At 41.4% G+C, this 17337-nt stretch carries 18 protein-coding genes, 2 pseudogenes and 1 riboswitch; of the genes and pseudogenes, 15 read left to right on the plus strand and 5 right to left on the minus strand.

The features are described 5' to 3' along the window. The 7 genes and pseudogenes from ASE42_RS16970 to ASE42_RS16990 all read left to right on the plus strand — a co-directional run. Positions 1–1078 (plus strand): pre-toxin TG domain-containing protein (locus tag ASE42_RS16970; protein WP_082580803.1); only part of this gene is annotated, 1078 nt, incomplete at its 5' end. Positions 1079–1099: 21 nt separating this feature from the next. Continuing rightward, the gene (locus ASE42_RS16975) at positions 1100–1417 is read left to right on the plus strand and encodes a hypothetical protein (protein ID WP_025093598.1); all 318 of its coding nucleotides are present in this window, start codon (positions 1100–1102) and stop codon (positions 1415–1417) included. Between the two features lie 571 nt (positions 1418–1988). Further along, a pseudogene (locus ASE42_RS19285) lies at positions 1989–2368 on the plus strand (pre-toxin TG domain-containing protein); the annotation flags it as partial. A gap of 1 nt (position 2369) precedes the next feature. Next, positions 2370–2705 (plus strand): annotated as a pseudogene (locus tag ASE42_RS19290) (T7SS effector LXG polymorphic toxin); the annotation flags it as partial. A gap of 139 nt (positions 2706–2844) precedes the next feature. Further along, positions 2845–3216 (plus strand): hypothetical protein, encoded by a 372-nt coding sequence (locus ASE42_RS18960; protein WP_235566812.1) that lies wholly within the window; start codon positions 2845–2847, stop codon positions 3214–3216. Positions 3217–3230: 14 nt separating this feature from the next. Next, positions 3231–3584, plus strand: a complete 354-nt coding sequence (locus ASE42_RS16985; RefSeq protein ID WP_056768331.1) for a hypothetical protein — start codon at positions 3231–3233, stop codon at positions 3582–3584. Positions 3585–3830: 246 nt separating this feature from the next. Beyond that, positions 3831–4055 carry a hypothetical protein gene (locus ASE42_RS16990; protein ID WP_024425367.1) on the plus strand — a complete coding sequence of 75 codons (225 nt, stop codon included), beginning with the start codon at positions 3831–3833 and terminating at the stop codon, positions 4053–4055. Between the two features lie 40 nt (positions 4056–4095). Here ASE42_RS16990 and ASE42_RS16995 read toward each other — a convergent pair whose 3' ends face one another. From ASE42_RS16995 to ASE42_RS17010, 4 genes are all read right to left on the minus strand, one after another. Beyond that, entirely contained in the window at positions 4096–4359 is a 264-nt protein-coding gene (locus ASE42_RS16995; protein ID WP_008346966.1) for a hypothetical protein, read from the minus strand. A 98-nt stretch (positions 4360–4457) separates the two neighbouring features. Continuing rightward, entirely contained in the window at positions 4458–5027 is a 570-nt protein-coding gene (locus tag ASE42_RS17000) for a GNAT family N-acetyltransferase (protein ID WP_024427358.1), read from the minus strand. A gap of 71 nt (positions 5028–5098) precedes the next feature. Beyond that, positions 5099–6376, minus strand: coding sequence for an Nramp family divalent metal transporter (locus ASE42_RS17005; RefSeq protein WP_056768339.1), 1278 nt, complete (start codon positions 6374–6376; stop codon positions 5099–5101). Between the two features lie 222 nt (positions 6377–6598). Continuing rightward, a complete protein-coding gene (locus ASE42_RS17010; RefSeq protein WP_024427360.1) occupies positions 6599–6859 on the minus strand; it encodes a GlsB/YeaQ/YmgE family stress response membrane protein in 261 nt (86 codons plus the stop codon). A 156-nt stretch (positions 6860–7015) separates the two neighbouring features. Between ASE42_RS17010 and ASE42_RS17015 the strand changes: the two genes are divergently transcribed. Continuing rightward, on the plus strand, positions 7016–7846 hold the full coding sequence (locus ASE42_RS17015; protein ID WP_056768341.1) for an EcsC family protein: 831 nt from the start codon (positions 7016–7018) through the stop codon (positions 7844–7846). Positions 7847–7871: 25 nt separating this feature from the next. On the opposite strand, the gene ASE42_RS17020 is transcribed toward ASE42_RS17015, so the two are convergent. After that, positions 7872–8969: a TRAP transporter substrate-binding protein gene (locus ASE42_RS17020; RefSeq protein ID WP_056768344.1), complete on the minus strand. Its 1098-nt coding sequence runs from the start codon at positions 8967–8969 to the stop codon at positions 7872–7874. 67 nt (positions 8970–9036) lie between these two features. Between ASE42_RS17020 and ASE42_RS17025 the strand changes: the two genes are divergently transcribed. From ASE42_RS17025 to ASE42_RS17055, 7 genes are all read left to right on the plus strand, one after another. After that, positions 9037–10656: a sensor histidine kinase gene (locus ASE42_RS17025; RefSeq protein WP_056768421.1), complete on the plus strand. Its 1620-nt coding sequence runs from the start codon at positions 9037–9039 to the stop codon at positions 10654–10656. Beyond that, a complete protein-coding gene (locus tag ASE42_RS17030) occupies positions 10653–11336 on the plus strand; it encodes a response regulator (RefSeq protein WP_024425373.1) in 684 nt (227 codons plus the stop codon). Before ASE42_RS17025 ends, ASE42_RS17030 begins: the two co-directional genes overlap by 4 nt. A gap of 123 nt (positions 11337–11459) precedes the next feature. Next, complete coding sequence (gene dctP, locus ASE42_RS17035) at positions 11460–12728, plus strand: C4-dicarboxylate transporter DctP (protein ID WP_024425374.1); 1269 nt, start codon at positions 11460–11462, stop codon at positions 12726–12728. 197 nt (positions 12729–12925) lie between these two features. Further along, positions 12926–13948 (plus strand): AI-2E family transporter, encoded by a 1023-nt coding sequence (locus tag ASE42_RS17040; RefSeq protein WP_024425375.1) that lies wholly within the window; start codon positions 12926–12928, stop codon positions 13946–13948. Positions 13949–14011: 63 nt separating this feature from the next. After that, positions 14012–14144: riboswitch (cyclic di-AMP (ydaO/yuaA leader) on the plus strand. 76 nt (positions 14145–14220) lie between these two features. Continuing rightward, complete coding sequence (locus ASE42_RS17045) at positions 14221–15462, plus strand: dicarboxylate/amino acid:cation symporter (protein ID WP_024425376.1); 1242 nt, start codon at positions 14221–14223, stop codon at positions 15460–15462. Positions 15463–15589: 127 nt separating this feature from the next. Continuing rightward, entirely contained in the window at positions 15590–16501 is a 912-nt protein-coding gene (locus tag ASE42_RS17050) for an ABC transporter ATP-binding protein (protein ID WP_025093589.1), read from the plus strand. Continuing rightward, positions 16494–17261: an ABC transporter permease gene (locus ASE42_RS17055; protein WP_024427365.1), complete on the plus strand. Its 768-nt coding sequence runs from the start codon at positions 16494–16496 to the stop codon at positions 17259–17261. The genes ASE42_RS17050 and ASE42_RS17055 overlap by 8 nt, the downstream gene beginning before the upstream one ends. Positions 17262–17337 lie beyond the last annotated feature (76 nt).

Genomic DNA, 17337 nt, shown 5'->3' on the forward strand with positions numbered 1-17337 from the left:
ATATGCTTTGTCAGAGACGGAGCAGCAAGCTACAATGGCATTGTACGCTGAAATGATGAATGCGACAAATGACGGAAAAGCGATTTCGCCTATGAATTTTGACAAGAAAGCGTATCAAAATAGCGAAATCTACAAGGCAAAAAGCGATATTGAAAAACAAACTTCTGAATATCTGAAAATCAAAAAAGAACAAGAAGAAGCCCGCAAGATCGCAAAGGAACAAGAAGCCCTCGCCAACCGCCCTTGGTATGAAAAAGCCCTCGATTATGGTGGAAACATCGTGAATGAACTAACAGGTGTGAACGATGCAAAACGTGCCGCAACAGGCGTTGATCCAATCACAGGCGAGGAACTCACTGCAGGCCAGCGAGTCGCGGCAGGCGGCATGGCAGCAGCAGGCTACATCCCAATCGTCGGCTGGGCAGGCCGCATTTTCAAAGGCGGAAAAGCTGTCTATAAAACCACCCAAGCCACATCAGCCGCAGTCAGGGCAGTCGACATTTACAAGACAACACAAAAATCCTTTGACGCCTTAAAAACATCTCAAAAAGGTTTATATGGTCTCACCGCCACCAACGGCTTCAGCGAAGCGATCACAGGCCGAGACATGTTTGGAAACAAGATCTCAAAAGAACAGCAGGAAGCAAGTATGAACGCGGCGCTTGGAATGCTTTTGCCGTTTGGAGCGAAAGGGTTTCATGGTAAAATGGGGATTAAGGGTACGGGTGAAATTGGTTGGAATATGTCAAAAGGTGGAGGAGAAATAAATGGAAGAAAGTATTCTCAGCATGCTTTGGAAAGAATGGCACCTGATATTCCTGAAGTACAAGCTACTTTAACAAGTAGAGCAATTAAAAAAGCTGAAGAATTAGGATTTAAACCACAAACAAAAGAATTTAGTGATTTCATCAAAAAATATGTTGATCCAAGAAATATTCCACCTTCAGTTATTGAAGACGCTATAATGAATACGAAAAAGATACCTGGTAATAGAAGCGGAACGTTTGTTCATGAAACAATGGATGTCAAAGTAATTATAAATGAAGCTGGCGATGTTATCACAGTTATACCGAAATAATTAATAAAAGGATGAATACGAATGTTTATCAAGTATGATGAATATGATCTATTAGAACTTTTTCAAAGTGAGCCGGTGAGTATAACAGGCAATATAGATGATGGAGAATTAATCTATACTTACAAAGATGACCAAAATTTCAAGGTGATTTTAACTTTAGATGTATATAAGCAAACGAGTAGTCTAAGTATTACATTTAATGATTCTATAGTATTTACAGGTGATTTTAATAATGTAACAAGTATAAAAAAAGATGACAATGCTATGGTAATGAACGTGGGCGAAGAAGAGAAGCTAAAAGTTAAATTTTATAAACAAGTTGGAGTGGAGTTACTTTAAAATAGCCTTATTATATTAGAAAGAAATATAAAACAATTATGATATTCTCTCAGATAAATCAGTAGGTGAAGTAGTTGATACTTCTAAATATAATGTTATTGTTATCATACCTTGACTGGCTATATGCCTTTCAAGGTTTTTGTGTTTATTGGCTTTCATACCGAGAAAAACCGTTAAAATGGGAATCTTTTTCCTGAGTGGTTCATCGTATGATAGAGACAAGCAAAACGAACGTATTGAGCACTCTAAGTGCCTTGGTTGGTGTCCCCTGTTTTTATTGGGAGACGCGCCTCTCCCTTATCAATGGCATATCTGGATACGGAACAAAAGTGTTGAGGAATGTGGCTATACGAGAGGGACATTCTGAGCCTGAATAGCAGCTGGTCTGCGGCAGCCGTATCGAGGACAGTTTTTCATTTCAATTGATATTGACTGTAATTGGCATCCTCTCGGAGTGTAGTCATCATTTCAAAATCTATTTAAGCGAATAGCGTAAGGTGGTGTTTATTCAGCTAACAGTGTTCTGTTTCGAAAGAGACAATAAAGCAATCGAAAAGCATTGCAGCTTGATCAAAATAGCGAAATCTACAAGGTAAAAAGCGATATTGAAAAGCAAACTTCTGAATATCTGAAAATCAAAAAAGAACAAGAAGAAGCCCGCAAGATCGCAAAGGAACAAGAAGCTCTCGCCAACCGCCCTTGGTATGAAAAAGCACTCGATTATGGTGGAAACATCGTGAATGAACTGACCGGCGTGAACGATGCAAAACGTGCCGCAACAGGCGTTGATCCAATCACAGGCGAGGAACTCACCGCAGGACAGCGAGTCGCGGCAGGAGGCATGGCAGCAGCAGGCTACATCCCAATCGTCGGCTGGGCAGGCCGCATTTTCAAAGGCGGAAAAGCTGTCTATAAAACGACCCAAGCCACATCAGCCGCAGTCAGGGCAGTNGCAGGCTACATCCCAATCGTCGGCTGGGCAGGCCGCATTTTCAAAGGCGGAAAAGCTGTCTATAAAACGACCCAAGCCACATCAGCCGCAGTCAGGGCAGTTGACATCTATAAGACATCACAAAAATCCTTTGACGCCCTGAAAACATCGCAAAAAGGTTTATATGGAATCACCGCCACCAACGGCTTCAGCGAAGCAATTACAGGCCGAGACATGTTTGGAAACAAGATCTCAAAAGAACAGCAGGAAGCGAGTATGAACGCAGCTCTTGGAATGCTTTTGCCGTTTGGGGCTAAAGGGTTTCATGGGAAGATGGGGATTAAGAGTACAGAAAAAACTTTGAGTAATAAAAAAGTAGCAGTAGGTGAAGAAATTATTGCTCAGAGGGTACAGATAGTAGAATTAGATTTAACTACAAAAGTTACACCTTACAAATCGTTAAGTCGGAATCAGCAGAAGAAAATAAAGGAAAAGATTGAAAATCGTACTGTTACAAAGGAAGAGTATAAACGATATCAATGGGATAAAAGATTCTCCAAAAGAAGGGCTGCAGGGGTTACTGAATTCTGGAAACAAGAAAAGAATTTTAGATGGAGAATCTACAACAAGGAATTGGACTAATGAACAAAAACAAGAGATTTTAAAAAGCAAAAAACCACAATATAATGGGAAATCCATTATCGGACACCATACTTACAATGCTATGAATTATCCACATATCAGTAATAGAGGAGAATTAATTTATCCTGTGACTGGAAGAGAACATTTAAAGGGTTGGCATGGAGGAAGTTATAGCAAAAATGCACCTGGTAGACCTGTTAATCCAGATTATTTAGAGGAATTTTAATAGGGAGGAAAAATATGAGTAAGATAGCTATTAAGATAAGCTCAAAAGATCCAATTAATAAATATGTATTACCTTTAAGAAAGTACACCGGTTTAGGAATTACAGATATAAAAAGTGGGATTGAAAACAAGGACTTTTTTTCCGAAACGGATGCAAATGATATTGATAGTATGGAAAGTTTAAAGGAATTAGTTGATGCTTTACTGTATTTGGGAGCGGATGTGAAAATCTTTGATAGTGATGAATATGGTGAAGGAATATTTAATTATCAAGAAATTTCTTACGATGAATTGATCAATAGTATTGAGCGATTAAAAGAAATAATGGAAGAATTACGGGATTACGACGATGCTATATCTGATGAGTGAAAGTGAACAATTAATAAAAGAATAATGAATGGAGCTTTGCCAGTAAAAGAACCTATGTAATTTTAACGTCTAAATGATGACATAAAAACTAAAAGATTACGATACTATGTTAACCTTGATTTTTTTACGAAATATCAAGGTTTTTTAAACTGAAAATGCACTTGCAAACTCAATCACCCACTCATATTTGGAAATTACATGTTAAACTTAAACTAATCCAATCACCACAAAAAAGGAGCTAAAACCATGCTATGGATTTTCACACAAAACCAGCAAAGTTTCGTTCATGTCCACGAAATCACAGTAGCCGGCAAAAAGATTGAAGGGATGATCGCAGGAAGCGATACTTGGGTCAAGACGCTCGGTAAGTATGACTCAAACGATCGTGCAGCAGAGATTCTTCAAGACATTGTGAAAGTAATTGAAGCCAATCAAGATGCCACTGTGACTTACAGAATGCCAAATCAATAAAAAAGAAACCACCTTTCCATTGAGAAAAGGTGGTTTTTGTTTATGATGGTGTTTTTGTAAAGGCTAAAAATAAAGGGATGCCTGTGCCGACAAGGGTGGTGGCAAATAGGAACATACCGCAAATGAATAGAAAATGGCTGGCTGAAAAGACAAGTGCCAGAATGAGAAAAACGATGCTGAGTCCTGCCATGCTATATGATGGGACAAAGCGGCGTTTGTATGTGGCTTTCTTTGTTAAGAATGAGAAGAAAATGCCAAATAATAAAGGGACAATCCATAAGTAAAATAAAATAATAAGAGACATACTTCATACCTCGATTTTTCCTTCTATTTTATCAGATGCTGATCGCAATCGATACTACAAAGCTTCACTTTGTAAAATAATTCATGCAATCGACACAATTACGTGGGCTGATTCATAGAATGCGTTTTTTCTTTCATATATTCAGGCTGCAAAAGGGCGTATACACAATGATCCGTAAAGCGGTCGCCCAGCCATTCACATTGTCTCAAAATGCCTTCAAGCGAAAAGGATAATCGCTCTGCGATGCGTCTGCTCTTCAGGTTATCGACAGCAGCCCTGATTTCAATGCGGTGCAGTCCACAATCTTCAAATAAATAATGAATGACTGCTTTGCACGCTTTTGTCATAATGCCTTTTCCTTGATAGCCTTCTCCGAGCCAATAGCCAATTGAAACAGTTCTGTCGATCCAATGAATTTGGTGGGTGCCGATGATCCCGACAAGTTCTCCATGTGACCAGATGCCCGCTTGAAAACCGTTGTTCTGCATGGCTTGCTGCATTGCGCCTTGAATGAACGCCATGCTGTCTTCTTCTGTTTTCGTTGAATCCACCCAAAGCATCCATTCACGTAAATGCTCTCTTGACCGCTGAATGAGCAAATATAGACTTCGTGCGTCTCTTGGCTCAAGCAGCCGCATGGATATCTCTTGATCTTGATAAAAAAACATGTGCCCACATCCTCTCAGGGGAATTTTACCATAACCATATGAAAAGAAAAAGACAGCATCACTACTGTCTTTTACATAAATGTATCCACAATTAAAAAGAGATTGAGTGCGACAACAAGAGCTGCTATCACCCAAGATATTCCTGTTACCCAGCGGGCATTCGTTAATTCGCCCATAATTCGTTTTTTACTTGTAAATAAAATGAGCGGAATTAAAGCAAAGGCAATACCAAAGGATAAGACCACCTGACTCATCACAAGTGCGGATGTCGGATTCACCCCAGATGCAATGATCACAATAGGGGGAATAATAGTAATCAGCCGGCGGACATACAGTGGAATGCGGTATTGAATAAAACCCTGCATAATGATATCGCCTGACAATGTACCGACAGAAGAGCTGGATAGTCCGGCTACAAGCAGGCCTACACCAAATAAGATAGCTGATACAGGACCTGCGAGTGTGCTAAAATGCTGGAACGCAACATCCAGATCTTCAACAAAGAGACCATTTTTATAAAATAGAGCGGCTGCCACAATCAACATACTGGCATTGATGGCTCCAGCGACTAGCATCGCAATGAGGATATCTAAAAACTCAAAGCGGAAAATCTGTTTTTTCTCCTTTTCCGTTCTGCCGACGACTCTTCTTTGGGTTAATGCTGAATGTAAATAGATCGCGTGCGGCATCACAGTGGCACCTAAAATTCCAGCTGCAAGCAGTACACTATCTGTGCCTTCAAATTTTGGAATGAAAAGCCCGCCTGCGACACTTGCCATATCAGGCTTGGCGACAAAGGTTTGCACAGCGAAAGCGATTACGACAACGAACAGCATGCCGGTGATGCCGGCTTCTAATGCTCGATATCCACGTCTTTGCAACTCTAAAATCGCAAATGATCCGATGGCTGCAATAATAGATGCTTCAAGCAAAGGAATCCGAAAGAGCAAGTATAAACCAAGTGCCGCTCCAATAAACTCAGCTAAATCTGTGGCAATAATAACGAGTTCGCCCTGAATCCATAAACCGATGGAGACGGGTTTTGGAAACTCTTCACGTGCGATTTCAGGTAAATTTTTCCCTGTCGCTATTCCAAGCTTTGCGGATAAGGATTGGATGAGCAGCGCCATGAGATTTGATATGAGAATGACCCATAAGAGAAGATATCCATATTTAGAGCCAGCCGCAATGTTGGTGGCAAAATTCCCTGGATCAATATATGCAATGGCAGCGATAAAAGCAGGGCCTAGAAAAGGAAGAAGCCTTCTAAATCCTTTGACCTTACCTTCAAGTGCACGCTCAGCTGCCGCTGACATGTGTGCCTGTGCCTCGATGTATTTGTTTGTCATATGTCATCACCTAGATTCTACAAAGTTTTGCTTGGGCACAAAAAGTTTCCTTCATGCAATTTTCAATCATCATATGCCCATCTTCATGAAAAGTCAACTATCTGAACTAATAGGTTTGTTTATCATATGTAAGTGAAAAAAATAGATACCTTGTCAACGCGCAACATAAAAAACACCGCCCCTTAGACGGTGTCCCTACTGCTTCCTCTTTTATTTGTTTTTTTAAGATACCCTTGATCCCACGCTGCGGAAGATCAGGCTTAAAATAATGACAAAGATGGCTGCTCCTAAGATCGCTGGAATGATCGCAAAGCCTGCCAGACTAGGACCCCACGTTCCAAGTAATCCATGACCAATCCAAGCGCCTACAAACCCGGCAATCATTGAGCCGATCCATCCTCCTGGTACACTGCCTCCAGCGAGTGCACTCCCAATGAGACCAATGACAATCGCCACAACTAATGAAATTAGAAATCCTAACATGTTGATCACTCCTCTTTTGTTTGTTTATTAAGCAATAACCGTTTTGAAAAAGATTAAAACCTTTCGGAACCGCTTCAATGTTCTATACGTATGATGGACAAGGATTGTGTATAATAACAGACAAATACTTCAGCGGCATCTAAGGAGGCATATTGCATGGAGGAAAGAGAGTGGCTAAAAGCACAATTAAAAGAGATTGAAAAGTGGGAGAAAGACCAGCAAAAGGTATGGTTCTGGGAGAAGCTCAGCCGCCTTCCATTTCAAATGCTGGACAAGCTGACGCCTGCTTTTATTCAGAAAAAAATCGGTGTGCTGCTAGACGAAATGGGTCATTACATTCAATCTGGCGGTGCCTATTTGACGTCGGAAAAAGGCATCATTCATCAATTTCAAAAGAAGTGTGAGGGCGAATCCATTCAGCGTATAGAGGATATTAGAAAGGCCCCGATCGACATGATGGATGCCATTAGTGAACATATGGGGAAAAACAGAACGAATCTCGCGACTGTGCAAGGGGCGACAACTGGTGTCGGCGGAATGTTTACGCTAGCTGCTGATATTCCTGCGGTCCTGGGCCTCTCTCTGAAAACATTACAGGATATTGCCGTCACCTATGGCTATGATCCTAAAAACAAAGAGGAGCGGGTCTTCATCATTAAATGCTTGCAGCTGAACTCTGCGGATGTCGTTGGAAAGAAATCGATTCTAAAAGAGCTGAAAAGCTATCATGCATCCGAAGGGAAGCATGAAAACATGATTTCCCAAATCCAAGGGTGGCGTGAGGTCGTCTATAATTACCGGGATTCGTTCGGCTGGAAGAAACTGTTTCAGCTTGTGCCTATCGCTGGGATTTTGTTTGGTGCCGTTTCGAACCGCTCACAATTAAAAGGAATTGCCGAAACCGGCATGATGCAATACCGAAAGCGAAGAATTTTAACAAGATTAGAAGAGCTCACGCAGCAAGAACAGAGTGAGTCCGGCGCATAAAAAAATCCCATATCAAAGGGATTTTTTATTTGCTCTCATCCTCTTCCTGAAAAGCATGAATAGGTGAGTGTTCATAACGTGCACGCAGTTCGCGGATCTGTTTGATGAGGGTGGAGCCGATCGTTTTTTCGGCTTCATCATACAAAGGATCAAGGGCTTTCATCCATTTTTGTCTTTCAGCTGGCGTCAATTCATGAATGGCAATCGGCGATTCACGTTTAATGTCCTCCAGCTGTTCTTTGTTCATCTGTTCTGCATGCTTTTCATTCCAAGCCGTTGTTTCTTCCATGGCTTCAAGTAAAATTCGTTTCGTTTCGGGTGTCTGGCGGTCAAAGAAAGATTGATCTGTTAAGACCACATAGCCTAAATACCCGTGATTGCTGATCGTCATATAGTCTTGTATATGATAGAATTTTTTTGAATAAATATTTGAAATGGTATTTTCTTCACCGTCTACTTTTTTGGTTTCTAATAGCTGAAACGTTGAATTAAATGATTCCTGATAGGGCTTTGCGCCAAGGAGTTTGAATTGTTTTTCAATCATGTCGCTTTGCATAATGCGGAGAGACTGGTTTTTTAAATCAGCCGGCTGTTTGATTGGCCCTTTATTAGAAGTAATTTGCTTAAAGCCATTTGTCCAATAAGCCATTCCCTTTAACCCATCTTTTTGCAGCGTGCCAAACAACCTTTGTCCAATTGCACCTTGCAGGCCTTCTTGAACCGCATTGTAATTTGAAAAAGCAAAGGGAAGATCAAGTGCCAGCCACTCAGGGGACAGCATGCCGAGCTTCGAGGTAGACGGAGCAATAAATTGAACTTGATTCTCTTTGAGTGCATTTATTTCTTCAATATCAGAATAAAGGCTTCCATTGGAGAAAATTTGAATGCTGATCTTTCCATCGGATTTTTCGTGCACGAGCTCAGCAAATTTCTTTGCGGCAAGTCCTTTAGGTGTATTGTCTGCCACGACATGGCTGAATTTGAATACAAGCTGGTCCTTCAGCCCTGTCTGTTCATCATCAAAAGTTGTCGCTGATTTTGGCATCATATGATAAAAACCAAAGTATAAAGCGGTTACAAAACCGATCATGAGCAATAGTGTATAAGCGAGTAAATTCTTCATGCGTCAGATCCCCCTTATGTCAAGCATACTTGACAGAGGAAGAATCCGTAAAGATACAGGTGAAAAAATGATGAGAAATCGATTGAAATTACAACAATTATCTATTAGATGGAAGCTTACCATCCTCACATATTTCGTTGTCATTTTCGCCCTTTTAATCGGAGGAATTGTCCTTGTTGGGGGAATTCAGCAGACAGAGGAACGGGAGCTTCGAAAAAGACTCATGAACACGGCGAGAACCGTGGCTGAGATGAATGAGGTGAAGCAGGCGTTAGCTGATCAGACAAAGGATCGTGATCAATTACAGCATGCAATCGAAGAGATTCGGATTATTCAAGATGCTGACTATATTGTCGTGATGGATATGGATCATGTGAGATTAACGCATCCAGTGAAAACGAGGATTGGCCAGCGCTCAGAAGGAACTGATGAAGAGCCGGCTTTTGCAGAGCATATTTATTTCTCAGAAGCACAGGGAGAGCTTGGAACAGCCATCAGAGCTTTTTATCCAGTCAAGGATGATCAATTTAATCAAACAGGGGTTGTGCTTGTAGGAAGAACTCTGCCAAGTATGGCAGATATATTAGGAGAAATGAAGCAGGATATCCTCATGATCCTCCTGCTGACGCTCAGCTTTGGGCTTGTGGGTTCATTTTTGCTCGCCCGTCATATTAAACAGCAAATGTTTAAGCTGGAGCCGCATGAGATTGTCAGAATGCTAGAGGAACGTACTGCAACCTTTCACTCTATTAATGAAGGGGTCATCGCCATTGATAATCAGCACATGATCACCATTTTTAATGAGAAGGCGAAGCAGATTTTTGGCGTAACAGGTGATGTCGTGGGCCGGAATATTTGGGGTGTGCTGTCTGATACGAGACTTCCTGAGATTATTGATCGCGCAGAACCCGTCTACAATGAAGAAATTCATATGAGCGGAAAGCGGATCATGAGCAGCCGGATTCCGATTGTCATGAAAAAGAAGATCATCGGAGCGGTCGCCATTTTTCAGGACCGGACAGAAGCGGCAAAATTGGCGGAGGAGCTCACAGGGGTTAAGAACTTTGTGGACGGTTTGCGGGTGCAAAACCATGAACATATGAATAAGCTTCATACGATTGCCGGGCTGATTCAGCTTGGTAAAGCCGATCAGGCGCTCGATCTAGCCTTTCAAACAACAGAGGAGCAGGAACATGTGACGGACTTTCTTCATCGCGTCATAGAGCATGATGCTGTCGCAGGGTTATTGATGAGCAAAATCAGAAGGGGCAAGGAGCTTGGCATCATGGTCGAAGTAGATGAACATAGCTGTCTGCGTGATTTCCCTGAACGGCTTGATCAGCATGATATGACAAAGCTGCTCGGAAATCTCATTGAGAACGCCTTTGCTTCGTATGATACTGTAGAAAGAGACACAAAAGTCATTTCCATTAGTATCGATCAAACGGAGGATGTTCTCGCAATTTTAATTGAAGACAATGGATCCGGGATCGAAGAAGAAATGATTCCTTCTATTTTCGATAAAGGCTTCACACATGGCAAAGAGGGTGGAACAGGCTATGGCCTGTATATTGTAAAAACGATTATCGACAAAGGGATGGGAAATGTAGAGGTCACATCAAGCATCGGCATTGGTACCACCTTCTCAATCGAATTCCCAATGACCATAGAGGAGAGAGACAGATGACTCAGATTAAGGTGCTGTTAATTGAAGATGACCCGATGGTGCAAGAAGTGAATAAAGAGTTCATTATGAGTGTTCCTGGCTTTCAAGTAGCAGCTGTCGCTGGAAATGGGGAGCAGGGCATCCAGCTGATCAAAGAAATTCGTCCAGACCTCGTGGTACTTGATGTCTATATGCCAAAAAAGGATGGCGTCAAAACGCTGCAAGACATCAGAAAACAGAAGATGAAAGTGGATGTGATTGTCATTTCAGCAGCGAAGGACAAAGAGACCATCGGCATCATGCTTCAAAATGGTGCGCGGGATTATATTATTAAACCATTCAAATTTGAACGAATGAAAGAATCACTTGAAAGCTATAAGGCGTTTAAATCAAAAATCCAAACTGCAGCAGAATTCTCTCAGGAGATGCTCGATGATATCATACGAAAGCCTGCTGTCAAGCAGGAAGATACTTGGCTTCCTAAAGGGCTGAATGTGCATACGATGAACGAAATTAAAGCGTATATGGGCTTGCAGGAAGGCGCGCAGTCTGCAGAAGAAGTCGCCAATGCACTTGGCATTGCCCGCGTCACGGCACGCCGGTATTTAGACTTTCTCGTTAAAGAAGGCGAGCTGAAATTAGATATGCAATATGGCGGGGTAGGACGGCCTGTGAATAAATATATCGTACATTCTGACTAAGAGACCAAAAAGACCAAAATGTACGATATGTCCATAAGCTTCACAGCCTTTGATGAAATCGCTATCATTTATCTACAGATAATAGTTAAGCGTTTACATCAAAGGGGAGGGAGTTGATTTTTTATGAAAAGGATTTTTAAGAACCTGACATTTCAGGTAATTGCAGCTGTCATTATCGGGATCATTGTCGGAATGGTTTGGCCAAACGTCGGAAAAGAAATGAAGCCGCTTGGTGACACCTTTATCAATGCCGTTAAAATGGTCATTGCACCAATTATTTTCTTAACCATTGTTCTTGGTATTGCCAAGATGGGTGATATGAAAAAGGTTGGGAAAGTTGGGGGAAAAGCATTTATTTATTTTGAAGTTGTCACGACACTTGCTCTAGTCATCGGTCTTTTTGTGGTGAATATCATGAAGCCAGGTGCTGGTCTTGACTATAGCAAGCTTGAAAAAGGGGACGTTTCACAGTATACCCAAAATGGGGGACAGGGTATCGACTGGATGGAATTCGTCACACACATCGTTCCTTCTAACATGGTAGACGCCTTTGCGAAGGGTGATATTTTACAGGTCTTATTCTTCTCTATTCTATTCGGTGTCGCGCTCGCTGCTCTTGGCGAGAAGGGGAAAGGCATCATCGAATGGCTTGATAAGCTGTCACTTGTTTTCTTTAAAATCATTGGTTATATCATGCGTGCTGCGCCTCTTGGTGCATTTGGGGCGATGGCTTATACGATCGGACACTTTGGAGTGTCATCGATGAAGCAGCTGGGATTTCTCATGCTGTCTGTTTATATGACTATGTTTCTTTTCATTTTTGTTGTACTATTTAGTATTTGTAAATTATATGGTTTCAGCCTGTTTAGCTATCTGCGATTTATCAAGGATGAAATTTTGATTGTTCTTGGCACAAGTTCTTCAGAATCCGTGCTGCCAAGAATGATGGATAAAATGGAACGCTACGGGTGCTCTAAGTCTGTTGTTGGTCTTGTCATTCCAACAGGTTATTCCTTTAACCTAGACGGAACTTCCATCTATTTATCGATGGCCGTGGTCTTCTTGGCGCAAGTGTTTGGCGTAGACCTGTCGATCGGTCAGCAGATTACCATTATTCTTGTGCTGATGCTCACATCCAAGGGAGCAGCTGGGGTGACAGGAAGCGGATTTATCGTGCTCGCATCTACTCTTGCTGCAATTCAAGTTATCCCCATTGAGGGGCTTGCACTGCTGCTTGGGGTTGACCGCTTCATGAGTGAAGGAAGAGCGATTACAAACCTCATTGGAAATGGAATCGCAACAATTGTTGTCGCGAAGAGTGAAGGTGAATTTGACGAAGCGAAGAGCAAAACAGCACTTCAGGAAATGCGGAATATGAAGCAAGCTGTTTAGTATAAAAACAACCAAAAACCGAAACCTTATGTTCTACATGGGTTCGGTTTTTTTGTGTAAAAAAGAAAAACCAATAAAATTAATACAAATCGTAAGACCTCTTTGACCTTTTATTATATAATTTACAGAAAGATCCGATATAATGTATATCAGATACGATGAAAAATAGACTTTAGTCCTGGCAGGTGTGTAACGTAATGACGGCATTTTTAAAATTGTTCGAAAAACCCGGTGTTAAGCGGTTTTCAGTATTTGTAGTATTAGCTACAGCATTATATCTATTAAGAGGAATGATGAATTTAATTCTTTTGACCTTCATTTTCACCTTTTTGATGAATCGGTTGGAAGAGGTCATTAGAGGCTTTTTAAATCGCTTCCTGAAAATAGGACAGAAATCGGTCATTACCATTTTGTATATTCTTCTGGCTGGTGGATTGACATTTGGCGGATTCGTTTTTGTACCAATCATCGCCAAACAGGTAGAGCAGCTATTCCATTTAGGAAAGAAAATTGCAGATCACCCACAAGATTTACCCTTCTTTGACGTCATCACGAACGTATTCGGAGATTTCAAAATATCAGCTTTCTTTGAGAAAGGGTTTAATTTCCTCTATACATACATAACCGATTTCAGCACGTTCAGTATCCAGGTCATTATGTCCTTAATATTAAGCATGTTCTTCCTGTTCGAAAAAGAACGCCTCATTCAATTCATGAACAAGTTCAAAACGAGTAAAATCTCCGTATTCTATCATGAAATTGCCTTCTTTGGACGTAAATTTTCCCGAACGTTTGGAAAAGTACTCGAAGCACAGTTTATTATTGCAACCGTTAATTGTGTGCTAACGACCATTGCGCTAGGCATTATGGGCTTCCCGCAGTTATTTGGATTAGCGGTCATGGTCTTTTTGCTAGGCTTAATCCCAGTAGCGGGTGTGGTTATCTCTCTTATTCCACTCAGCATCATTGCGTATACACTCGGAGGCGGAATGTATGTCCTGTATATTGTGCTGGTAATTGTGATTATCCATGCTATTGAAGCATACTTCTTGAATCCGAAGCTCATGTCAGCTAAAACAGAACTCCCTATTTTCTTCACGTTTATTGTGCTGATCTTCTCTGAACACTATATTGGCATTTGGGGACTTATTATCGGTATCCCAATCTTTGTGTTTATTTTAGATATTCTTGAAGTGACAAATAGGGAAGAAAGTAATTAAAAAGTTCATATGAACCTGTTTACAATTTTCTAAAAATAAGGTATAAATGGTATGAAAATATCATATTACCACACGCTTAATCCTTCTAAAGGAATGGGGGACCCATGTTTTTGGGGTGAATTTTTCTTATCTGAGAAAAAGGACATCTCTTCGTCCTAACCCGTCAGCTAACCTCATCAGCGTGAAGAGAGTAGACAGTGGTACACGTATGGACACGCAGGCCCACGAGAAGACTCTCTCGTGGGCTTTTTGACGAGGAAGGGGAGATTTTATTGAAGCTGGCGACGAAAATTATTATTGCCTTGTTTGTAGGTGCAATCACAGGATTGCTGCTCAACCTTTTTGCTCCAAATGTATTCAAAGTGTTAGACCCTTATTTATTTACACCTCTAGGTCAAATCTTCTTAAACCTGATTAAAATGCTGGTTGTGCCCATTGTATTCTTTTCGATCACGCTCGGTGTAGCAGGCCTTGGCGATCCGAAGAAGCTAGGCAGAATCGGCGCAAAAACCATTACTTATTTCCTGCTCACTACGACTTTTGCCATCATCATTGGCATCTCATTAGCCTTATTGATCAAGCCGGGAGCCTTCGGCGATTTTGATACAAAAGCGGCTGATTATTCCGCAGAGGAAGCCCCATCAATGGCAGAAACACTACTCAACATTATTCCAACCAATCCAGTCCAATCGTTAGTTGAAGGAGATATGCTTCAAATTATCGTCTTCTGTGTATTTTTAGGTCTTGGCATAGCCATGCTGGGTAAAAAAACGGAAGGCTTACTGAAGCTGTTTGAACAAGGAAATGAATTAATGATGTATCTTGTCGGTGTTGTGATGAAATTTGCACCGTACGGGACATTCGGTTTGATTGCAACGGCAATCGGCAGTCAGGGGCTGGATGCCATGAAAGCGATGGGACTTTACTTCTCGGTCGTGTTAATTGCGCTTATCCTGCATTTCTTCCTGACATATGGATCAACCATTGCTATCTTAGCTAAACGAAATCCAATGGCATTCTTTAAAGGATTTTCACCAGCGATGGTTGTTGCGTTTAGTACATCAAGCAGTAACGCAGTACTGCCGGTATCAATGGAAACAGCGCAAAAACGCTTAAAGGTGCCAGAGCCGATTTCAAGCTTTGTGCAGCCGCTGGGTGCAACCATTAATATGGATGGCACAGCCATTATGCAAGGTGTTGCGACCATTTTTATCGCTCAAGTGTATGGGGTTGAACTGACGCTTGTTCAAATGCTGACGGTTGTCTTAACAGCTGTTTTAGCAAGTATCGGTACAGCAGGTGTCCCAGGGGTAGGACTCATCATGCTGGCCATGGTGTTAAATTCCGTGAATCTTCCTGTTGAGGGAATAGCGCTGATCCTTGGTATAGACCGCTTATTAGATATGGCAAGAACCGTAGTTAATATTACAGGTGACGCAGCATGTGCGGTCATTGTTTCTGAAACTGAAAAGAAACACGAGAAAGAAGCACCGACACCTAACTTATCACTGTAATAAGCAAGAAGGGCTGACTGGATCAGTCCTTTTTTTCATGGATTGATTTGTCTCGCGTGATATACTTTTTACAGGATGAGCGGTCATAACTGCCGCCACAGGCTTTACATCAGAAGGAGGAACCACTTTGCAGTCTGCTGTTTTAAAAGTAGAGAAAGTCGATAAACAAATTGGCCGGAAAATGATCTTGCAGGATATTTCTATAGATATTGGGCAAGGAGAAATTGTTGGATTACTTGGACCCAATGGGTCTGGAAAAACAACTTTGATTCGATTGATCGTTGGCTTGATGAAAAAAAACAATGGCAACATCATGATCAATGGATATTCCCAAGATGAGGATTTTCTTAAGGCGATGTCGTCTGTTGGTGCGATCATAGAAAACCCTGAATTTTATTCGTATTTAACGGGCTTTGAAAACCTTGAAATGTATGCAGCGATGCACGATGGCGTGACGGAGGAACGCATTCAGGAAGTGGTGGAAAGAGTTCGTCTTGAGGATGCCATTCATCAGAAGGTCAAGACGTATTCACTAGGGATGAAACAAAGGCTTGGGATTGCACAAGCTATTTTGCATCGGCCGAACCTGCTCATTTTAGACGAACCGACAAATGGACTGGACCCTGCAGGAATGAAGGAATTCCGGGAGCACTTACAAATGCTTGTAAAGGAAGAAGGAACCTCGGTGTTATTTGCGACGCATTTATTGCATGAGGTAGAGGAGCTATGTGACCGAATGATTATCATTCAAAAGGGACAGATCAAAGCTAGTACTCATCTCCGGGATATGGAGGGGAAAGAGCAGGTGCTGATGAATATTCAGCCAGTAGAAAAGGCGGTCTCATGGCTTGACGCACACGACTATACATATGAACGAAATGGAGCGCGTGTACTGCTTCAACTGAACAAAGAACGTGTGCCAGAGCTGAACAAACAGCTTGTGCTGGCGGGGTTTGATGTACTTGAAATGATGCCTCAAAAGCAGTCAATTGAAGAGGCATTTATGAAATGGACGGAAGGCGGGACGACAGATGCTTAACCTCATCAAGAATGAGCATAAGAAAATCATGAAGAAAAAGATCACATTCATTGCTCTTTTATTGATCGTTGTATTTCAACTGGCCATGGCTCTAACCTTGAAACGAGTCATATCAAGCTTTGGTGGACAAGACACAGTCGCGAACTATTTTGCTTATTCCACGAACGTCGTGTTTATTTTGCAGGTACTTGCTGTTGTTATTGGCGCGACCTTGATCTCAACAGAGTTTCAGAAAAGGACGATCAAGTTTCTATTGATCCGGCCAAAAACAAGACTGCACATTTTTCTGTCAAAATACATCACACTTGTACTGACAGTCATTTATTTGTTTGTTTTTTATTATGTTTTGGCTTTTCTATTTGGTCTTATTTTCTTCGGTACTGATTTTGATGAAAGAACGGGGCAATTATTTCAGCATACGTTTGCCGTCATTGGATCTCAGTGGGTGGAAGTGATCATGATGGCAAGCTTTGCTTTTATGTGTTCCAGTTTGTTTAGAAACAGTCTTGTTGCCCTTGTGACCTCGTTTTTTGTTTTATATGCGGCGAAATCACTTGTACCCATCATGTCTCTCTTAGAAAATCAGTGGGGGAAAATCCTCCTTTTCGCGAATACGGACTTTACTCAGTACAGCTTTCAAGGACCGCCGCCTTTTCATGGGATGAGCATTCTGTTTTCTCTATTTATAGTAGGGGCGCATTTTGTTTTCTTTATTGGATCGGCTTGGATTCTTTTTTGGAAACGTGATGTAAATGTGTAAAAATTGTGTCAAATAACAAGAAAAATTCGTGACATCTTTGTGAAAACGAGTCTGTATTTCACGATAACCGGCTGAT

This window comes from Bacillus sp. Root920, from assembly GCF_001429445.1.
GTDB classification, from domain to species: Bacteria; Bacillota; Bacilli; order Bacillales; family Bacillaceae; genus Bacillus; species Bacillus safensis.

Excerpts from the sequence above, each read along its gene's own strand:
- ASE42_RS16975 (WP_025093598.1), top strand. The coding sequence starts at position 1,100 with ATGTTTATCAAGTATGATGAATATGATCTATTAGAACTTTTTCAAAGT.
- ASE42_RS16985 (WP_056768331.1), top strand. The coding sequence starts at position 3,231 with ATGAGTAAGATAGCTATTAAGATAAGCTCAAAAGATCCAATTAATAAA.
- ASE42_RS16990 (WP_024425367.1), top strand. The coding sequence starts at position 3,831 with ATGCTATGGATTTTCACACAAAACCAGCAAAGTTTCGTTCATGTCCAC.
- ASE42_RS16995 (WP_008346966.1), bottom strand. The coding sequence starts at position 4,359 with ATGTCTCTTATTATTTTATTTTACTTATGGATTGTCCCTTTATTATTT.
- ASE42_RS17000 (WP_024427358.1), bottom strand. The coding sequence starts at position 5,027 with ATGTTTTTTTATCAAGATCAAGAGATATCCATGCGGCTGCTTGAGCCA.
- ASE42_RS17005 (WP_056768339.1), bottom strand. The coding sequence starts at position 6,376 with ATGACAAACAAATACATCGAGGCACAGGCACACATGTCAGCGGCAGCT.
- ASE42_RS17010 (WP_024427360.1), bottom strand. The coding sequence starts at position 6,859 with ATGTTAGGATTTCTAATTTCATTAGTTGTGGCGATTGTCATTGGTCTC.
- ASE42_RS17015 (WP_056768341.1), top strand. The coding sequence starts at position 7,016 with ATGGAGGAAAGAGAGTGGCTAAAAGCACAATTAAAAGAGATTGAAAAG.
- ASE42_RS17020 (WP_056768344.1), bottom strand. The coding sequence starts at position 8,969 with ATGAAGAATTTACTCGCTTATACACTATTGCTCATGATCGGTTTTGTA.
- ASE42_RS17025 (WP_056768421.1), top strand. The coding sequence starts at position 9,037 with ATGATGAGAAATCGATTGAAATTACAACAATTATCTATTAGATGGAAG.
- ASE42_RS17030 (WP_024425373.1), top strand. The coding sequence starts at position 10,653 with ATGACTCAGATTAAGGTGCTGTTAATTGAAGATGACCCGATGGTGCAA.
- dctP (WP_024425374.1), top strand. The coding sequence starts at position 11,460 with ATGAAAAGGATTTTTAAGAACCTGACATTTCAGGTAATTGCAGCTGTC.
- ASE42_RS17040 (WP_024425375.1), top strand. The coding sequence starts at position 12,926 with ATGACGGCATTTTTAAAATTGTTCGAAAAACCCGGTGTTAAGCGGTTT.
- ASE42_RS17055 (WP_024427365.1), top strand. The coding sequence starts at position 16,494 with ATGCTTAACCTCATCAAGAATGAGCATAAGAAAATCATGAAGAAAAAG.